Source organism: Undibacterium sp. GrIS 1.8, from assembly GCF_040544445.1.
Taxonomy (GTDB): Bacteria; Pseudomonadota; Gammaproteobacteria; order Burkholderiales; family Burkholderiaceae_D; genus Undibacterium.
In genome coordinates this window covers 34,061-52,319 of record NZ_JBEONQ010000033.1, presented here as the reverse complement: position 1 = coordinate 52,319, position 18,259 = coordinate 34,061, and the positions used below count along the sequence as shown (strand labels likewise).

Genomic DNA, 18,259 nt, shown 5'->3' with positions numbered 1-18,259 from the left:
CGGCAACTTTCGACTGGCTGGTCAAAAGGCAGAATGCTATCGCATCTGACCCTTTGACTTTTTATTCAATGTTGCTCTTCGTACTTGAATCCGCCTATATTTATACGAATTGTTAGAGGGAGTATAGATAAATACACTGATATTACTGAGTTTTTATTATCAAGTTTCGTAGCTACTGCAGTGCGTGTAACGTACCCTACGTTTGCTAAATATCGCTAACGTTCATCAGCGTTTCAAGAGATGTAGAGCAAGCTTGTTATTTTTCTTCGGTCGGTTATTATTGCAAAATGAAAATTAAATCACGTTAGGCATCATTCCTTATGCTCAAGATATTTCAGGCAGTCGTTCTATTTTTTACAGTCGTGACTGCTGCGGCACAGGGGAATCCAAAGCCCCCAGTGTTCACGCCTCTGTCCGCCGAGTCGAAGGCCGAGCTGGATGAATTTCGTCGTTTGGTGAACAGAATGGTTAGTAAGCGAAATCCGGGACAGATGCTTTCTCGAGCACCAAAGGATTTTAGAGTCCTTCAGACTCTTGCAGAAGATCCTTCAATAAAACACGCTGATCGAAATACTTGGATTGCTTTGGGTGTGGCTTATGGCGACGCGCTGATTGCATTCGTGCCAGGGCTATCCTGGTCGGAAGTTCACGATGAGTACGGCCCCGGTGTGGTTTTGCGTTATAAGCGAACAACATTGACGATAGCAGCGCCAGTAATGTTCGCCAAACGAGTTGAGCGAGGCGAAACATTTGACGTGCCATTCATGGCGAATGAGCTGAAGAAGTACGTACAAGAGAATGCTGGGAAAATTCAGTGATGCCTAACAAGATGGTCGATCGGACTGGCCGCAAAATGACGAAATATTTTATTAATTTGTGTGCGGCTATCCGCTCACCGTTACGTTAGCCATTTGTCCTTCGGGAGATCGCGTGTTTAATTCAAAGACAGGAAAGTTTCTGATTGATCATGAGCTCAGTTTCCTTATGTTCAAGAGAAACCACTTAGATCTAATGCAACATGCCAACATCAATGCGTACGCGATGCACATCAAGATGGACATGCCAGGAAATGGCGAAGACTACTGCATAGATGCAGTTAGATCTTTTTATAACTTCCTTATGTCCGCCGGAACGCTAATCGATCATTATCGCGTTGCAGTGCAAGCAGGATCGTTTCCGAAAGCCTTCAAGACTGACTACGACACTAAGGTAGCCTCAATTTTTCAGAACGATCTGCTTGCGGCGTGCGTAAAAAAACTCAGAAACTTCACCACACATCGGTCGTTACCAAGCACTTCCGTCGAATGGGACTTTGCAGGAACTAAGACCTATCGGCTATTACTCGACACCGTCGATCTCATGCGTTGGAGTGGATGGAATCAACAGGAAAAAGCGTATCTAACTAGCCTACAGCCAAAGGAAGATGCAATTCGTTTTTTCATGCCCTATTTCGTGAAAAGCGAGCAGCTCTACCATTGGTTCATGCGCGAATACTGCAACCATTTTCCCGCGGAACAAGCGGACCTTGCGGGTCTGTACGAAAAAATCCCGGGGACACCTTAATCGCAACGGTGCGAAATGGCTAACATTTCATTCCACCGGACCTGCGCGAAAAACCGCGCAGGCCGGTGAATTCAGACGTTAGCCCGAGTACGTAAGATTAGCGCAGCGTAATCGCACGCATGCAAAGCTGCCCGTTTACTTCAACATGGGTCTAAACGATGCACAACTATCGCCGTGTACTTGCTTCCTGCTGGACATGCTAGCGACTAACATGCGTACGATTACGCGGAGCTAATCGTACCTACTTCTTTCGGCAGGAACTTGGTCTTGCTGCAATTGATAACTAATAAGTCACTAAAGCTCAGCGCAAAGGCAAGGGATAGCTGGCGACGCTGGCATTACCTTTTTTATCCACTGCCTGCACTCCAAAAAACACATTGTCCTTCGACACATTTTTCATCGTGTAACTTGTGACGTTGCCGACGTCCAGGCTGTGTTGCCAGTTGGCTGCGGTGGTTTCGCGCCAGAGGATGCGGTAGCCTGCCAGGTCGGTTTCGACATTGGCTTGCCATACCAGGCTGGTGCTGTTTTCGAGTTGTGCGGTTTGTATTTTGACTTGCGTAGGTGATGCCGGTGCCAGTGCGAGTGTGGCTAAGGCTGCGGCGTTTACTCTGGCTACTTGCGCGGTGTAATTGACGTCGACAAATTCGGGCAGGTCGCCGATCTTGATGCCGTTTTCAGTACGTACATCTTGATGCTGATGATTGAAATCTTCATTCGGTTCGGTGAAGCGCAACGCGGCATAACCTTGTTCTAAAAACGGAATATGATCGCCGCCGCGCAGGTAGCGGTCGCGGCGGTTGACGATGGTGACTTTAAAATCGGGTACATAGGTTTCACCGATCTGCTTGACCTGTCGTGCCAGCTGGCGCGAGATAGAATCATTCTCGCCGCCGGTAGAAATCAAAGTGCGTAACGGTTCTGGCAATTCAGCGAGGGCTGGAATACCTTCTGCGAATAAACGTACCTGGGTATTGTCAATATGGCCGTTATCCGCGCGCGAGCTGCCGATGATGTCGTTGGTGAACATGCCGGCAATATTCATATTTTTTGCTCGCGCGGATTTTGCAAAATGTGCCGCGCCGAACAGACCTTGCTCTTCGCCTGCTACCGCCATAAAAATCAGATTGGCGTTGAACTTGTATTTGGACTGCGCCATGACACACGCCATTTCCATTACCGCCGCAGTGCCCGAGGCGTCGTCATTGGCGCCGGGTGCCACGGAAGTGGCATCCATCACATCGGTCGCGCGAGAGTCGTAATGTCCGCTGACGACGTAGTAGCGATCGCTGGGGACTGCACTTTTTAGCTCTGCCACTACATTGACGATGTCAGTCGCTTGCGTCAGCCTACGGCCAGCGGCTTCGGTATAGCTGTCAAAGCTGACATTGAGTTTGCCATTAGCGCCGCAGCGTTCCAATTCCGATTTAATCCAGCGCCGTGCCGCGCCGATGCCACGGGTATCGGACTTCGTGTCCGACATAGTGTGCCGCGTGCCAAAGCTCACTAGTTTGTTGATATAAGCGTCGATCCGTTTGGCTGAAATCTCTTGCACGATTTGCTCCACCATCGCTTGTTTGACGATCACTTTTTGTGGCGCATCGGTAGCCGATTCTTGTGCTTGTACCGGTAGGGTAGGGAGCAAAAAAGGCAGCAAAACTAATGTGCCAGTCAGGCTGGCGGATATCTTGTTGAGTTTCAAAATAGTGATCTCCAAAAAGCGAGTGAGCTAGTGAGTAAAGTAGCGAGTGAGGTCGAAGCCAGCAATCATAACAGCCTGATAAAAAAGTGTTTACGCACTGCGACTTATCGATTTCTATACGATTTTTATAGCAGATTTGTTTGCTGAGTTCACTCGGTATTTTCTATGTTATTAATACATACACCGCTATGTATATATTAAACGTCCAATTAAAGTATGGACAATTGGCTATTTTTGTAAAAATAATGGGGGAGTATAGGTAATTTAAGGTATAGAAATGATTGAGAATAAACGTTTCAGATCAAAATTTTACGATGGTAGTTTGTCGGATGAAAGTAAACCTGATAAAACTAGGTCTGATCAAATCTGTGGAGAGTAAGTGCTATGCAAGTTCCATTCAATCCCTTGGCATCGTTATGGGCTGACGCCAAATGTGATCCGCAAAGTCTCGCTAATTTGTCGTTCTTAAATGCAGAGTATCAGTTGCCGTCGTCTTTCCATGTTGGCGCGATTGCTGCCGCTACCTTGGGTGCGCAGGCGCTGGCGGCGGCGGATATCTGGCGTTTGCGATCGGGCCATAGTTCAGCTCGCAGCCAGCAAATTAGTATCGATATGAAACACGCCATGGCGATGTTTCGTAGCGAGCGGTATCTGACCGTTGACGGTAAGCCACCTGCGGATGTATGGAGCCCGATTGCTGGTTATTATCAGGCTGGTGATGGACGCTGGATACAATTGCATACTAACTTTCCGCACCATCGAGATGGTGTTTTACGGGTCTTGGAATGCGCAAATAATCGTGATGCGGTAGCCAAGGCAATTGGTGGTTGGCGCGCAGCCGATCTGGATCAGCGCCTGGCAGCAGAAGGATTATGCGCGGCGATGATACGCACGCCCAGCGAATGGAATGCGCATCCGCAAGCAGCAGCAATTGCCTCATTACCGTTACTAGAAATCATCCGGATTGGCGACGCGCCAGCAGAGCCGATTGGCAAAACAGCGCAGGCAAATCAACCTGTCGGAGCTACTGCTCAGCGCCCACTAAGCGGGGTTCGCGTACTCGATTTGTCGAGGGTAATCGCCGCACCAGTAGGCGCACGAACGCTCGCACAACACGGCGCAGACGTGCTCGCGGTGAGCGCTGCGCACCTCCCTAATATTATGCCGCTGGTGATCGACACCGGGCGCGGCAAACGTTCTGCCCAACTGGATTTGCGACAGGAAAAAGATGCCACGACCTTACGTGAACTGGTCAGCGGTGCCGACATTTTTATGCAAGCGTATCGCCCCGGAGCTTTGGCCGCACAAGGGTTTTCCACACAGGCTTTGAGTGAATTACGACCAGGCTTAATACAAGTCAGCTTGTCCGCCTATAGCCATGCAGGGCCTTGGGCAGAGCGCAGAGGATTTGATAGTCTGGTGCAATCGGCTACCGGCATTGCGTGGCAAGAAGGGCAGAGCAGCCATCTGGATTCGCCGGGGAAATTACCTTGCCAAGCCCTAGATCATGCAACAGGTTATCTCGCCGCATTCGGTGCCATGGTCGCATTGCAACGTCGGGCTGTAGAGGGCGGCAGTTGGCTAGTGCGGATATCGCTGGCACAAACTGGCCATTGGTTGCAAACACTAGGTATGGTTGACACTAGTGTGCGGCGGATAGAAAACCAGGCCGAATTAAGCCAAACAGAAGTCGCCGCTTACCTTCAAACGATGTCTTCAGATTTCGGGCAGATTAGGGCCATTGCTCCGGTCGAGCGCATGTCAGAAACAATGCCAGGGTTTGATTTGCCACCGTCGCCATTAGGCAGCCATGCTGCACGATGGAGCTGAGGGACGGTTCAGATGTCTTTAATTTATTGGCGAAAAATATATACTCTATCTATGTATATTTAAGTCGTCCAATCAAAGTCTGGACAATAAGCCATATTTATAAATTTATACGGGGAGTATATGGTTTTTGCTCATACCTCAGCGAGTAATTAACGTTAGCAGAGATCACGCGCCATGTTTTTAATCGTGCCGGAAAACACTTTTTTGACATCGCAAAATTGATATCAATAAACTATAATGCCATCATTGATATCAATTTATAGGAGTGAGCGCAATGGCATCCCTTACTGTTCGCAACTTGTCTGATGAAACGCATCGCGCCTTGCGCGTGCGTGCCGCTACGCATGGCCGCAGTACTGAGGCTGAAATTCGGGCGATCCTCGAATCTGCGGTTCGACCGGAGGGACGGATTAAGCTTGGTACACTCTTAGCCGACATTGGCCGAGAAGTGGGCGGCATTGATCTTGAGATCGAACGCGATAGGACACCAGCCGAACCAGTGAGTTTTGAATGATCTTGCTTGATACCAACATCATCTCAGAACCATTGAAAGTAGCAGGCAACGCCAACGTGCTTGCCTGGATAGACGCGCAGATCATCGAAACGCTGTATCTCTCGACCATCAGTCTTGCGGAATTACGCTTTGGTATCGCTGCGTTACCAGACGGCAAACGCCGGGATACGCTTGGTACCAGCCTTGAGCAGCGAGTCTTACCGCTGTTCGCGGGACGCGTCCTGGCGTTTGACGACGCTGCATCGCAATCCTATGCGACGTTGCGCTCCCGTGCTCGTGCCGCGGGACTGGCCATTGCGCCTGCAGACGGCTATATTGCCGCTATCGCGGCGACACATGGTTTTGCAGTAGCTACGCGCGATACATCGCCTTTTGATGCAGCTGGTTTAGCTGTTATCAACCCTTGGATGTGGCAGCCACATTGATGTCGATCACATCTGTAAAAAATCATACTCCCTATATGTATATTTAAGTCGTCCAATCAAAGTCTGGGCAATAAGCCATATTTACAAATTTATACGGGGAGTATATGGTTTTTGCTATGGCGTTAGCGATAAGTTAAAGCTGCTTGGAATCACGTCATGTCGCACCATGGCACGCATTTGATGGCGGCGGCTTAAGCTGTCGGCGCTCCAAGTTTGTTCCCAGCCGGGCGGGTAACTGAGTCGCAGGTCGGCGCGTTCTGGCAAACGTTGACGTACCGGCATGGTTGGCAGATACAGAGGTAGCGGATTGTCGGGCGTATCGGCTCCCAGACTGTATGCATAGTCAGGGAGCAAAACTTCACAGATTTGGGCAAACCAGATGGTATGGTCTTCGTCGCGGCCCAAGGCTTGCGCTAGTCCGGCGGGGTCAAACCGGGCGAAAGCGTCGACTAATTCTGTCGTGCTCGCGCCCGGAGCATCGCCCCACCCCATGACCGGATTGAAGTTGTAATCCGCGCCAGAGCCATACCAGCCCTCGCGCCACGGTCTTTGCATCCATTGCCGCGGTCCTGTGAATAATTGCCAGCGCCAATGCAGGCCAGAGGGTTTCGGCCAGCTGTACAAATACAATTTTTGGTAGCCAGCCTGATGCAAGTCACGCACCATCGCCATCAGGCGCGCATGTGGCATGCGCTCTGGCGGCTGGCGGCGGAATAAAATCGCTTCGCCATCGGCATGTTGCACATCATCAGTAGATAAATTTAAATCCAGCGTGCGCGATTCATCGCCAAACCGTGCTGCCACCCAACCCGTGAGTAAATTAACGGACGTCAGCACGCCATAGCCGCGATGACGATGGAAAATGACAGTGCCGGGAGCGATCGGTTTCATGCTGATATGTATCTGTGTTAGAGGTTTGTTTTAAAGGTCTATTTTAAAGGTAACAGCGACGTTGCCGCTGCCGGACTAATCAACAAAGTTAGTACAAAAGTAGTGAGAAGTCTAATCCAATTTCGCTGCGAGTAAACTTCAGCGCTACAATATACCCACCAGATCAACCTTCTCATGACAAAACCATTATGACATTACGCATCATTGGCACCGGCGGCACTTTCGATAAACATTATGATGAGCTGGCAGGGAAGTTAAGTTTTGCACACAGCCATTTACCCGACGTTCTTAAGCGTGCGCGCATCACTGTGCCTGTGGCTTTGGAAGCGGATCAATTAATGGACTCACTCGATATGGTGGACGCGGATCGTCAGCGGATTTTGGCATCATGTCAGCAAGCACCGGAGCACGCGATTGTGATCATCCACGGCACAGACACCATGCGCGAAACAGCTGAGGTATTGGGCGCAGCCAATTTGGATAAAGCTATCGTTTTTACCGGCGCGATGATCCCTTACGAAATCGCCAATTCAGACGCCTTGTTTAATCTCGGCTTTGCCTGCGGTGTAGCACAGCTATTGCCAGCAGGTGTCTACGTTGCCATGAATGGCCAGGTGTTTAACTGGAATAATGTACAAAAAAATCGTGCTGCCGGCGTTTTTGTGACCAACTGATTTAGCGTATTGATTGGCTCAAACATGAAACTACTGCTATCAATTTTCTTGCTGTTATTGTCGGTGCTGGCTAGTCCAGGTCAGGCGGCAGAAACGCGCTTTGACAGCCTGTATTTCTTCCAGTCTGAAGATGTATTGAAGTCCAAACAAATCAAACCCGACGAGATGGCACGCTTCTCTAACAAAGTGCAGTCGCAGATTTGGAAAGCCTTAAAAAAAGCATCGATCCCCTCCACCAGCGGTTATCTGGTGATCGCCGTGCGGTCCGATGGCAAGGTAGCGACATGGCTGGATATGGAACCTGCTTTGCATGAATTTTATGAGAATGCAATTAGTGACGCTGTCAAAAAAATCAGTCCATTTTCTGTCGACCGGGGTCTGGTGGTATTTGGTATCAAGATGAATATCGACACACCCAAAATGTTTGATTTTAAACGGGCTAATGAAATGCCCAAATTCACTACCCGTGCCAAGCCCTCTCCTCAAGAATGGCAAAGCGTATTAAAAAAAGTCAATAATCCTGACGACATTGAAGAAGTCGTAATGGCTGCCTGGCCAGAAGAGTAAGCAAAGTAATTGCAAAAAGTGAGTCATAAGTAATACGCAATGTCAGTCCGCCAACAATGCAAACAATAGAACTGATCCCCGCAACAGAAGCCGATTTTGAGGCGCTGTTAGCTCTGCGCATCCGCGCTATGCAAGCCAGTCTGGAGCGCATAGGCAGATTTAACCCGCAACGTGCGCGTGAACGATTACGTGCCAGTTATGACCCTACAGTGACACGCCATATTGTGATTGATGGCGATCAGCGAATTGGTTTTGTGGCGGTCAAACCCTGTGATGCCGGGCTGATGCTAGACCATTTATATCTTGATCCTCTGCATCATGGGCAAGGCATCGGTAGTAAGGTATTGCAACAAATTTTTAGCGAAACAGATCAGCTTGGGTTGAGTTTACATGTCGGTGCTTTACGTCAAAGCGACGCTAACTTGTTTTATCTTAAACATGGATTTGTATTTAGTCACGAGACGGAATGGGATATCTACTATGTCCGTCCGCCACGCCTGCAAAATTGAGTATTTTTACTGACGCAAAACTGTTAGCAGGCTCAGCCAATCCTGATTAAAATTCTTCTTCGCCCTCTTCATTATCCAATTCAAATCTTTCGGTCACTCAAATGCAAAACGGTATTCTGCAACACATCACTCCGCACGCGACTTATCTTAGCTTTACGATCAAACCTGCAGCCGATATCGCAGCTATCCGCAGCGCGCTCATTGCATTGTCTTCGCTAGTCGATGGCGACCATGTCGTGCTGGGTTTAGGCGCGTCCCTAGTCGCCGCTTTAGGCAAGACGATCGACGGGCTATATGAATTTGTCGGCATCGAAGGCAGCCGTGTCGGCTTGCCTGCGACTCCCGCAGCCGTATGGTGCTGGTTGCGAGAAACCGAGCGTGGCGAACTGGCGCACCAGACTCGCCGCGTGCGACTTGCATTAAATCCCGCCTTCGATTTGCAACAGGCAATTGATGGCTTTAAGTACGATACTGATCGCGACCTCACCGGCTATGAAGACGGCACCGAAAACCCGAAAGACGAAGCCGCCTTCAGCGCCGCCATCGTACAAGGACAGGGCGCAGGCTTAGACGGCAGTAGCATGGTCGCCGTCCAGCAATGGTTACACTATTTCGATAAATTTGACGCTATGCCCAGCCAAGACCAAGACAACGCCGTTGGCCGTCGCAGAAGCGATAACGAAGAGCTGGAAGATGCACCGGAATCTGCTCACGTCAAACGCACAGCACAAGAAGATTTCGAACCCGAAGCATTCTCGCTGCGTCGTTCCATGCCATGGGCAGAACAAGGCAAAGCAGGTTTAATTTTCGTCTCCTTCGGCAGCTCGTTTTACCCATTCGCCGCACAATTGCGCCGCATGTCCGGAGCAGAAGACGGCATCGTCGACGCAATCTTCAAATTCAGCCAGCCAGTCACCGGCAGTTATTTCTGGTGCCCGCCCATGAAGGACGGCCGGATTGATTTGTCTGCGATAGGTTTATAAAGTTAGAGTTTACTTGATCAGCAGGCGACGCTGTCATTCGCAATATTTCGTTTTTTAACCGCACGCAGGCAGCGTTTGCTGCTGGTGGTCAGGGTGAGCACCAGAGCTTCGTCGTCTTCTGCCAGTAGCCCTGCTTTTTGTAGCAGACAAATCTGGCTGACTTGGCTGGCCTGATACAGAATTTGCCCCATCGCGCTGCGTGGGACTTTATCGCTGCTGTTAATCTTGTCTTTGGTATTTTGGGCATTGTGGTTGTGTTGCTCATCAATGGCGTTGATGACGTTTGCTGGAAATCCCCAATGCTCTCCAACTCTCGCTGCCAGGTGATGGGCATCTTTTACTAATCTTGCCCTGAACCGTGCATCGTCTGGAAACCTTTGCCGCCTGTCGGTGCGGTCAGCAATCCGTAAGGCGACGATCATGCCGACGCTTTGTAATAGGCCGGCTAAAAATGCGGGGAAGGGATCTTCGCCTCGCTCTATGGCGAATAGCCGGGCAGCGTTGGCGCAGGCTTCGGATTGTTCCCAGATGACGGGCGCCAAGAGCTTGCTCAGGCTGCCCGATTGTAGTTGGATGATGGGGCGGAAAGAGACTTTTGCTAATAACATCCGTAAGCCGTTTTGCCCTAGCAGTAGCAGTGCGCTTTCCAGATTATTGATTTTGTTACTGGTGCCGTAAAAAGAGCTATTCGCTTCATTCAAGACCTCGGCGACCAGCACCACGTCTTTTGCGATGATGTCAGCAAGGTTTTTACCTGAGGCGTTTTCATCGCGCAAACTTTTGAAAAGTTGTGGCAACACCGCGGGCACACGTGGAATTAAATCCTGGCCTGCAAATTTACTCCGGCTTAATTCTTGTAGTTGTTGCAGTAATTGCAGCGCACTGAGATTGGAGGCGGCAGTGGCTGGACCCAAACCAGCTTCAACCAGCAAATCTTCTAATAGCCAAAGCAGATAATCTGCCTGCCAATCGATGTCGGTACTGATGGTGGTATTGTTAGCGGTGAGGTCGTCTATTTGCATTAATGACGCTGCCGATTTTTCCACTGACTCTGTTGGATTTATTTGTCCGTTATTGACGTAAGACGTGTCTGTTGAGCTGAGCGGAGTCCGAACTGCTATTGGTGTCGTTCGTATAAAAATTTGTTTGATCCAAGCCATCAGACTAGCCACATTTGATCCTTATATTTCTGATTTTTCAATTTGATATAAATTAGTACTTACGCAAAACCGCCCTAACTTGTTATCGATCGCATTCGGACTAAAGTCCTGCCATACGTCACTCTATTTTTACGTAGGATTTTTAGAGCTGTCTAACGCCAGCAATTTTAAAAATCCGTCCAGCGGCAAGGGTTTAGAGAACAAATAACCTTGGAAGGCGAGACAATTATGCTGTATCAAAAAGCTACGTTGTGCGTCGGTTTCTACACCCTCCGCAATCACGTTTAAGCCAAGATTGACACCCAGCGAAATGATCGCGCGCACGATGGTTGCGTCGTTCTCGTCGTCGCTTAAATCACGTACAAATGATTGATCGATTTTGAGTTGATTGAGCGGCAGTCGTTGCGAGTACGCGAGTGAAGAATAGCCAGTACCAAAATCATCCATAGAAAAAGAAATACCTAGTTTTTTAAGTTGATGCATTTTCTCGGTCGTGGCATCAACATTATCCAGCACCGTGCTTTCGGTCAGTTCAATTTTTAAGCGTGTCGGATCGATCCCGTGCCGATGGACTATCTCGGTAAAAGCCTCGACAAAATCGGCCTGTTTAAATTGTTTGGCACTGACGTTGACGGCTAGACTAAGGTGGCGACTATCTTCATGTGCCTCCCATAGTTTGATTTGCGCGCAGGCGGTTTCCATCACCCAAAGACCAATCGGAATAATTAATCCGGTTTCTTCTGCCAGTGGAATAAAATCGGCTGGCGATATAAAGCCGCGGTCAGGATGTATCCAGCGGAGCAGTGCTTCGGCACCGATCAATTTGCCATCGGAATTGACTTGTACCTGGTAATACAACTGGAACTGGTTTTGCGCCAATGCCAGACGTAAATTAGACTCCAGCATCATGCGCACGACTAGGATTGCTTGCATGGCCGGATCAAAGAAACGTACGGCATTACGCCCAGAAGTTTTTGCCTCGTACATCGCGGTATCGGCACGTTTGAATAAGTCTTTGACGGTGACGTCATTTCCCTGGAACAGACAAGCGCCGATACTGCTAGAGCCGTGGTGTTCAAAATCCATAATCGCGTAAGGCTGACTTAATACTTGCCGGATTTTTTCTGCAATACGGTCAGTTTGCTGGATCGCCTCATTGCGTGTATGGCTTAGTTCTTCCAGCACCACCACAAATTCATCACCGCCAAGACGTGCCACGGTATCGCATTCACGCATACAAGTTTGTAACCGGCGGGCAGTTTCTACCAACAAAATATCCCCGGCATCATGGCCGCGGGTGTCATTCAGCGTTTTAAAATTATCCAGATCGATGAACAAAATCGCGCTGTGACTTTCATTGCGTTTGCTAATGCTAATCAGATGTTGCAGCCGGTCCATCAGCAAGCGGCGGTTCGGTAATTGGGTGAGCGGATCGTAAAAAGCCAGGTTGCGGATTTCTGCCTCATAACCTTTATGGCGGCTAATATCGGTAAATGATCCAACGTAATTTGTGATGTCGCCACGGCTATCTGTGATGGCAGTCACGGTGATCATTTGTGGATAAATTTCCCCGTTTTTACGACGATTCCATAACTCACCTTGCCAGAAATGGTGTTCTTTTAAGTAGTCCATGAGGACATCGTAAAAAGCTTTATCTTGCTGCTTATCGTAGTGACGCCGGATTTTTTGACCAATTAACTCATTGCTGTCGTAGCCCGCGATTTTTGAAAACGCATGGTTGACGCGCAATATCTGCCAATCAGCATCAGTGACAAAAATCCCTTCTTGCGACTCAAAAGTAAAAGCCGCGATACGTAAATCTTTTTCAGCCTGTTTGCGCTCGGTAATGTCGCTCACAAAACAATGCCATAGCATGGCGCCGTCGGCTTCGCGCTCTGGTAATGCGTCAACCATTAACCAGCGCACGGTGCCATCCGCACGGCGGAAGCGGAATTCATTTTGCCAGGGCGACAGGGTTCTGGTCGCTTCGCGCAGGCTGATGTTGCCCTTTTCTACATCGCCGCTATCGATTTTCTGTAATACATGCAGAGCATCGCTCACCACCTGTTCTTGCGTCACCTCAAATATCCCCAAAATAGCGTCGCTGGCATAAGGGACACTGACGCTGCGGTCAGCGCGTATGCGGTATTGCATGATTAAACCGGGTAAGCGGGATGCCACTTTGTTGATGCGTTCTAAGGCATCTTGTATCTCACGCGCTGCTTGCAAACTTTCTGCTTGCAAGGCGGTAATCACCAAAGCTACGATCGTCATAGTGAACATATAGGCCCACAGAACCAATAAGCTGCTCTCTGATTGCAAGTCAGTAAACGGCCCTCTGCCGCTGGCCGTTGCCAATGCCGCGATTGCAGATGAGGCCAGGGCTATTGCCGTCGCACCCGTCACGCCAAACCGCAATGCAGACCAGATTGTAGTGGCGACTACGATAAACGTCAGATCAATCTGGCGCTCGGTCACCATAAAGATAAACCAGTTAATCGTGCAAAAAATCAGCAGGAAAATGATGATTTCTTCCCGGCGCTTGATCAGGTCTTTAACTGAACTGGCAGACAGTGACAGTAACAAAGGAGCCATCAACAAAGTCCCGACCAGATCGCCTGCCCACCAGGTAGACCAGGTCAAGGGAAGATTTTCTACCCAGCCGTGCCAGCCAAGTACTAAGGTGCCAATACTGGCAGACATCGTCATACCCAACATGGCGGCAATGGTGAACCAGACTACATCTTTACGTTGTAAAAACTGCGGGTGTACCTCTTTGTAGCGCAAGACCATGCAACATACAAAGGCCGCCAAGGTGTTGCCAAATGAAACCAGAGCAGCAGTTGCTGGCGATAAGCCTGCCGACAAATCTTGTAAAAAAGCGGCGAGATAAATCACGCCCAGCATGCGGTTACCATAGCGCATTAGCCCAGCCACGGCGACACCCGCAGGCAACCATAACAAGCTAATGTGAGGGGAGAGATAGGTTACAGCTAAGCCCAGATGCCCGGTACCCAGGTACAGCAATACCAATAGCGCAGCACGCGCAAGAAATGCGTTGGGATGTAAATGGACAGTAGGGAAGACTTTGTGAGATCTGGACATGAAATAGGAAGCCTAAAATGACCTTCAGCGCGCACAACGCCTAGCCATTATGCGTTATACCGCTAGAGTTTGAAAACGGTATGTCGCTTTCTCGTAGAGAAAGGTCTGGTCTGCTGATTAATATTGTTGTACCAATTGTCACCTATATAATTTTTGTACTGGATTGCGTTGCTTGGCGCGGATATAAAGCTTATGTAAGTCGAGATACAATTTTTACAGATCATTTTTTAAGCCGCCTCCACAAAAAAAGCCTTTCGCTCCTATACTGGCAGATCCAATTTTTTGTCTTTTATCACCACGGATGAAGTCTGATGACACCATTGATTTTGCAAGCTAAAGATGGCGCCCGCGCCACTATCACTCCGCATGGTGCGCATGCGTACTCGTGGATACCTGCTGGTGGTCGTGAGCAGTTATTTTTGAGTAAGGCCTCATCAACCTCGGATGGCACTGCCATTCGCGGCGGCGTGCCTGTGATTTTTCCGCAATTTGCTAACGTCGGTGCCTTGCCTAAACATGGCTTTGCGCGCACATCCTTGTGGCGTTTAGTGGAAACTGGTTACAGGACAGAAAGCGCCGAAGACGCTGCATATGCAATTTTTGATCTGCAAGAAAATATCGCCCGCCTGCAAATCTGGCCGCATGTTTTTCGCGCAGAACTCGCCGTCAGCGTGGCGGGCAATCGCCTGACAATACAACTAAGCATCCACAATACTGGCGACACCAGTTTTAGTTTTACCAGCGCTTTACACACCTATCTGGCGGTGGATCAGATTGCCGATGTGAGCGTGCATGGCTTGGCGGGTTTGCGTTATCGGGACTCGGTCAGCGGCGTCAGCGAGTGTCTGGAGCAAGACGCGAGTTTGCGGATTACAGGTGAGATCGACAGAATTTATGCCAATGTGCCACAACTCCCAGCACAACTAGTGATGTACCAGCCGCAGCAAATAACCCGCATTAGTCAAACAGGATTTACCGACGCCGTAGTCTGGAATCCAGGGGCAGAAAAAGCTGCAGCCTTAGCCGATATGGAAGCCGGCGGCGAGCAACACATGCTATGCATCGAAGCCGCCACCGTCATGCGTCCTGTCGTATTGGCACCCAGTGCTAGCTGGTCTGGTAGCCAGACGCTGAGTGTAGAAATACCGGCCTCAGCAGCGTAATTTTGTAGAGTAATTGCATATACTCCCCTAAAAATTAAACAAAATCGGCTAATTGTCCAGTAATCCTATGGACAACTAAAATATACTTATGACAGTATATTTTTTTGGATCGTTGGCCAGATAGTAGTTTTAACCACACAAATTTGTTTTGCGGTAAATGGAATTAAATTTGCCCGCAGCGTTCTAATCAGTGATTGTTAAAGTGAGCCTCTAAACTCATGCAGCAAAATACCCGCGTTATTTGATGAAGTGCCCACAAGGATTATCGATGTCGATTCTGTCCCCTGTATTTGAGTCATCCGCAGTTAAGTTGCCTGTGGTTACGTCAATGGCTCCAGCCCATGTTTTTTCCAGCAATCTAAAGTCAGCCCGGCAACGCATGCATAAAACTATGGCAAGTGGCATGCTGGTGTCTGGTCTGGTGCTGACCTTGAGCTTACTGTTCTCGCCGAAAACTAATGCGGCTGACCTTACTCATCTGGCCGCTTATGCCTTGCCAAAAGGCGTCAGCCAGATTACTAGCGTAGAGGGGATTACTGAATACCGTTTGCCAAACGGTTTAAAAGTATTGCTGATGCCAGATGCATCCAAGCCAACCATCACCGTCAATGTGACTTATCTGGTGGGATCGCGTTTTGAGAATTATGGCGAAACCGGCATGGCACATTTGTTAGAACACATGATGTTTAAGGGCACACCCAATAATCCAAAAATTACTGAACAATTTAACCAGCGCGGCATGCGCATGAACGGCACCACCTCGCTAGACCGCACCAATTATTACGAGCTATTCCAGGCCAGTGACGATAATCTGAAGTGGGCTTTGCAGATGGAAGCAGATCGTATGGTGCATTCCAATATCGCCAAAAAAGATTTGGATTCAGAAATGACCGTAGTACGCAATGAGTTTGAGGGGGATGAAAATTCTCCTAGCGGCGTAATGATGAAGCGTATGCAAAGCGTCGCCTTTGACTGGCACAATTACGGCAACGCTACTATCGGCAACCGCAGTGATATTGAGAACGTTAAGATAGAAAATCTGCAAGCGTTTTACCATCAGTATTACCAGCCCGATAATGCCGTTTTGTTAGTCGCCGGTAAATTTGATCAGGCCAAAACTCTGCAATGGATTGCTACGGATTTTGGCAAAATCGCCAAGCCGACACGAGTGCTGCCAACGTTCTGGACAGTAGAGCCTACGCAGGATGGCGAGCGTAATTTTGTAGTCCGGCGCAAAGGCGATATCCAACTGGTGATGGTGGCATATAAGACACCGGCTAACTTACATCTGGATAGTGACCCGCTTGGCTTTGCGGGCGATATTTTGACCGACTCACCCAATGGTCGGTTGCACAAACAACTGGTAGAAACAGGCAAGGTCGTCCAGGTATTTTCTAGCGATCTGGGCAGCGTGGCGCCAGGTCTTAAAATCATTGGTGCCGTGGTAAAAAAAGACGCGTCTATTGATGCGGCTAAAGATGCTTTACTAGCAGGGATAGAGGATTTTAAAGCGAACCCTCCCACCAAAGAAGAGATGGACAGAGTCAAACTCGACACTGCTAACGAGTATGAAAAAATCTTAAACAATCACGAGTCTATTGGCATCAGCATGTCGGAATATATTGCTCTGGGTGACTGGCGGTATTTGTTTAAGGACAGAGACAATAGCCAGCTAGTCACAGCAGAGCAAGTCACTGCCGCAGTCAAACGTTATTTTGTCCGTGACAACCGTACCATTGGCATGTTCATTCCTGAGGATGCACCACAACGCGCAGAGATCAGCGCTGCACCAAGCATGGCTGATGTCATGAAGGACTTTAAACCTAAGGCCGATACTTTAAGCGCAGAAGTATTTGATTCCACGCCAGCCAATATCGACAAGCGTACACAGCATGCCACCATCGGCGGTTTACATCTTGCGTTATTGCCTAAGAAAACTCGCGGTGAAACGGTCAACGTTTCGTTGAGTTTGCATTGGGGTGATGAGAAAAGTTTATTCGATAAAAAAACCGTTGCCGCATTCACTCGCGGTTTGCTTACTGCGGGCACCAGCAAATATAGCCGCGCGCAGTTAGCGGATGAAATGGCAAAACTTAAAATTACTGGCAATGCGTTTTCTTACCAGACCACCAAGGCAAATTTACCCGCTGCCATCGCATTGATGGCGCATGTACTGCGTGAACCAAGCTTCCCCGCCAGCGAATTTACACAAGCACGCGAGTCGCTGATTGTAGGAGTAGAGGGGAGTCGTAACGAGCCATCAACTGTCGCCAACCAGGCGTTGGCACAGCATTTTAACCGCTACCCCAAAGGCGATATTCGCGCCAGCCAAACCATAGACGAATCACTTGCCAGCGCCCGCAAGCTGAATCTGGAAGAGATAAAAGCCTATTACAAACAGTTTTACGGTGCCTCCAAAGGTGAGTTAGCGATTGTCGGCGATATGGATGTAGAGAGCACCAAACAAGCGGTGACAACTGCCTTTGCAGATTGGAAAAGTGCCGCACCCTACGCACGTCTGGTCGATTACCAGGAGACGATTCCCGCAATACGTCAGACCTTTAATACGCCAGACAAAGAGAACGGCTATTTTGTAAGCCGGATGAATCTAGCTTTACGCCAAGACGATAGCGATTACCCGGCACTCAGTCTGGCAAATTACATCTTCGGTGCAGGCTCGGGATTGAACTCACGACTGATGGACCGGATTCGCCAAAAAGACGGTTTATCTTATGGCGGTGGTTCTGATTTATCTGCCGGTGATTTTGATCCGGTTGGTAGTTTCAGCATCAGTGCCACTGCGGCACCACAAAATTTAATCAAACTAGAAGCCGCCATTAAAGAAGAATTACAGCGCGCACTGAGCCAGGGATTTACGCAGGAAGAATTAAGCCGCGCCAAGTCCGGTTTACTACAACAACGCGCACAAAACCGTACCAGCGATGCGGCCATCGCTGGCGGTTGGGCTTACGATTTATATCTGAACCGTACCTGGGCATGGAGTCAGGCGCTGGACGATAAAATCAAAGCGGTGACTTTGGAGCAAATGAATGCCGCGTTTAAAAAATATATAGACCCGGCAAAGATGAGCACTTTTATCGCCGGTGACGAGGCTAAGGCAAAGGCGAGGTAATTTCGTAAAAACACTTGAGTAACGAGTAAAAAAAGCCAGG

Annotated in this window: 15 protein-coding genes; 11 read left to right on the top strand and 4 right to left on the bottom strand. The window is 49.1% G+C overall.

Annotation, left to right across the window (positions count from 1 at the left end; translation table 11 throughout):
* Positions 1 to 320 precede the first annotated feature (320 nt).
* Together AAKU64_RS15500 and AAKU64_RS15495 are read left to right on the top strand one after the other, a co-directional pair.
* Complete coding sequence (locus AAKU64_RS15500) at positions 321 to 818, top strand: DUF3806 domain-containing protein (RefSeq protein ID WP_354362392.1); 498 nt, start codon at positions 321 to 323, stop codon at positions 816 to 818.
* 193 nt (positions 819 to 1,011) lie between these two features.
* Positions 1,012 to 1,563, top strand: coding sequence for a hypothetical protein (locus tag AAKU64_RS15495; protein WP_354332284.1), 552 nt, complete (start codon positions 1,012 to 1,014; stop codon positions 1,561 to 1,563).
* Between the two features lie 301 nt (positions 1,564 to 1,864).
* Here the strand turns inward: AAKU64_RS15495 and AAKU64_RS15490 are convergent, their stop codons facing one another.
* The gene (locus AAKU64_RS15490; protein ID WP_354332285.1) at positions 1,865 to 3,265 is read right to left on the bottom strand and encodes a M20/M25/M40 family metallo-hydrolase; all 1,401 of its coding nucleotides are present in this window, start codon (positions 3,263 to 3,265) and stop codon (positions 1,865 to 1,867) included.
* A gap of 384 nt (positions 3,266 to 3,649) precedes the next feature.
* Here AAKU64_RS15490 and AAKU64_RS15485 point away from each other — a divergent pair, with 384 nt between their 5' ends.
* From AAKU64_RS15485 to AAKU64_RS15475, 3 genes are all read left to right on the top strand, one after another.
* Positions 3,650 to 5,095: a CoA transferase gene (locus AAKU64_RS15485; RefSeq protein ID WP_354332287.1), complete on the top strand. Its 1,446-nt coding sequence runs from the start codon at positions 3,650 to 3,652 to the stop codon at positions 5,093 to 5,095.
* Between the two features lie 274 nt (positions 5,096 to 5,369).
* On the top strand, positions 5,370 to 5,609 hold the full coding sequence (locus AAKU64_RS15480; protein WP_354332289.1) for a FitA-like ribbon-helix-helix domain-containing protein: 240 nt from the start codon (positions 5,370 to 5,372) through the stop codon (positions 5,607 to 5,609).
* Positions 5,606 to 6,034 (top strand): type II toxin-antitoxin system VapC family toxin, encoded by a 429-nt coding sequence (locus tag AAKU64_RS15475; RefSeq protein WP_354332291.1) that lies wholly within the window; start codon positions 5,606 to 5,608, stop codon positions 6,032 to 6,034. The genes AAKU64_RS15480 and AAKU64_RS15475 overlap by 4 nt, the downstream gene beginning before the upstream one ends.
* A gap of 114 nt (positions 6,035 to 6,148) precedes the next feature.
* On the opposite strand, the gene AAKU64_RS15470 is transcribed toward AAKU64_RS15475, so the two are convergent.
* On the bottom strand, positions 6,149 to 6,925 hold the full coding sequence (locus tag AAKU64_RS15470) for an L-asparaginase (protein ID WP_354362391.1): 777 nt from the start codon (positions 6,923 to 6,925) through the stop codon (positions 6,149 to 6,151).
* A 188-nt stretch (positions 6,926 to 7,113) separates the two neighbouring features.
* Between AAKU64_RS15470 and AAKU64_RS15465 the strand changes: the two genes are divergently transcribed.
* The 4 genes from AAKU64_RS15465 to AAKU64_RS15450 all read left to right on the top strand — a co-directional run bounded on the left by AAKU64_RS15465 (position 7,114) and on the right by AAKU64_RS15450 (position 9,658).
* Positions 7,114 to 7,599, top strand: coding sequence for an asparaginase domain-containing protein (locus AAKU64_RS15465; RefSeq protein ID WP_354332295.1), 486 nt, complete (start codon positions 7,114 to 7,116; stop codon positions 7,597 to 7,599).
* 24 nt (positions 7,600 to 7,623) lie between these two features.
* Positions 7,624 to 8,166, top strand: coding sequence for a hypothetical protein (locus AAKU64_RS15460; protein ID WP_354332297.1), 543 nt, complete (start codon positions 7,624 to 7,626; stop codon positions 8,164 to 8,166).
* A 56-nt stretch (positions 8,167 to 8,222) separates the two neighbouring features.
* A complete protein-coding gene (locus AAKU64_RS15455; RefSeq protein WP_354362390.1) occupies positions 8,223 to 8,675 on the top strand; it encodes a GNAT family N-acetyltransferase in 453 nt (150 codons plus the stop codon).
* A gap of 101 nt (positions 8,676 to 8,776) precedes the next feature.
* Positions 8,777 to 9,658, top strand: coding sequence for a Dyp-type peroxidase (locus AAKU64_RS15450; RefSeq protein WP_354332300.1), 882 nt, complete (start codon positions 8,777 to 8,779; stop codon positions 9,656 to 9,658).
* A 17-nt stretch (positions 9,659 to 9,675) separates the two neighbouring features.
* On the opposite strand, the gene AAKU64_RS15445 is transcribed toward AAKU64_RS15450, so the two are convergent.
* Together AAKU64_RS15445 and AAKU64_RS15440 are read right to left on the bottom strand one after the other, a co-directional pair.
* A complete protein-coding gene (locus AAKU64_RS15445; protein ID WP_354362389.1) occupies positions 9,676 to 10,830 on the bottom strand; it encodes an HDOD domain-containing protein in 1,155 nt (384 codons plus the stop codon).
* Between the two features lie 117 nt (positions 10,831 to 10,947).
* Positions 10,948 to 13,923 carry a bifunctional diguanylate cyclase/phosphodiesterase gene (locus tag AAKU64_RS15440; protein WP_354362388.1) on the bottom strand — a complete coding sequence of 992 codons (2,976 nt, stop codon included), beginning with the start codon at positions 13,921 to 13,923 and terminating at the stop codon, positions 10,948 to 10,950.
* A gap of 311 nt (positions 13,924 to 14,234) precedes the next feature.
* On the opposite strand from AAKU64_RS15440, the gene AAKU64_RS15435 reads away from it, so the two are divergent.
* Together AAKU64_RS15435 and AAKU64_RS15430 are read left to right on the top strand one after the other, a co-directional pair.
* Positions 14,235 to 15,086 (top strand): D-hexose-6-phosphate mutarotase, encoded by an 852-nt coding sequence (locus tag AAKU64_RS15435; RefSeq protein WP_354362387.1) that lies wholly within the window; start codon positions 14,235 to 14,237, stop codon positions 15,084 to 15,086.
* A 268-nt stretch (positions 15,087 to 15,354) separates the two neighbouring features.
* A complete protein-coding gene (locus AAKU64_RS15430; protein ID WP_354362386.1) occupies positions 15,355 to 18,219 on the top strand; it encodes a M16 family metallopeptidase in 2,865 nt (954 codons plus the stop codon).
* Positions 18,220 to 18,259: the final 40 nt, after the last annotated feature.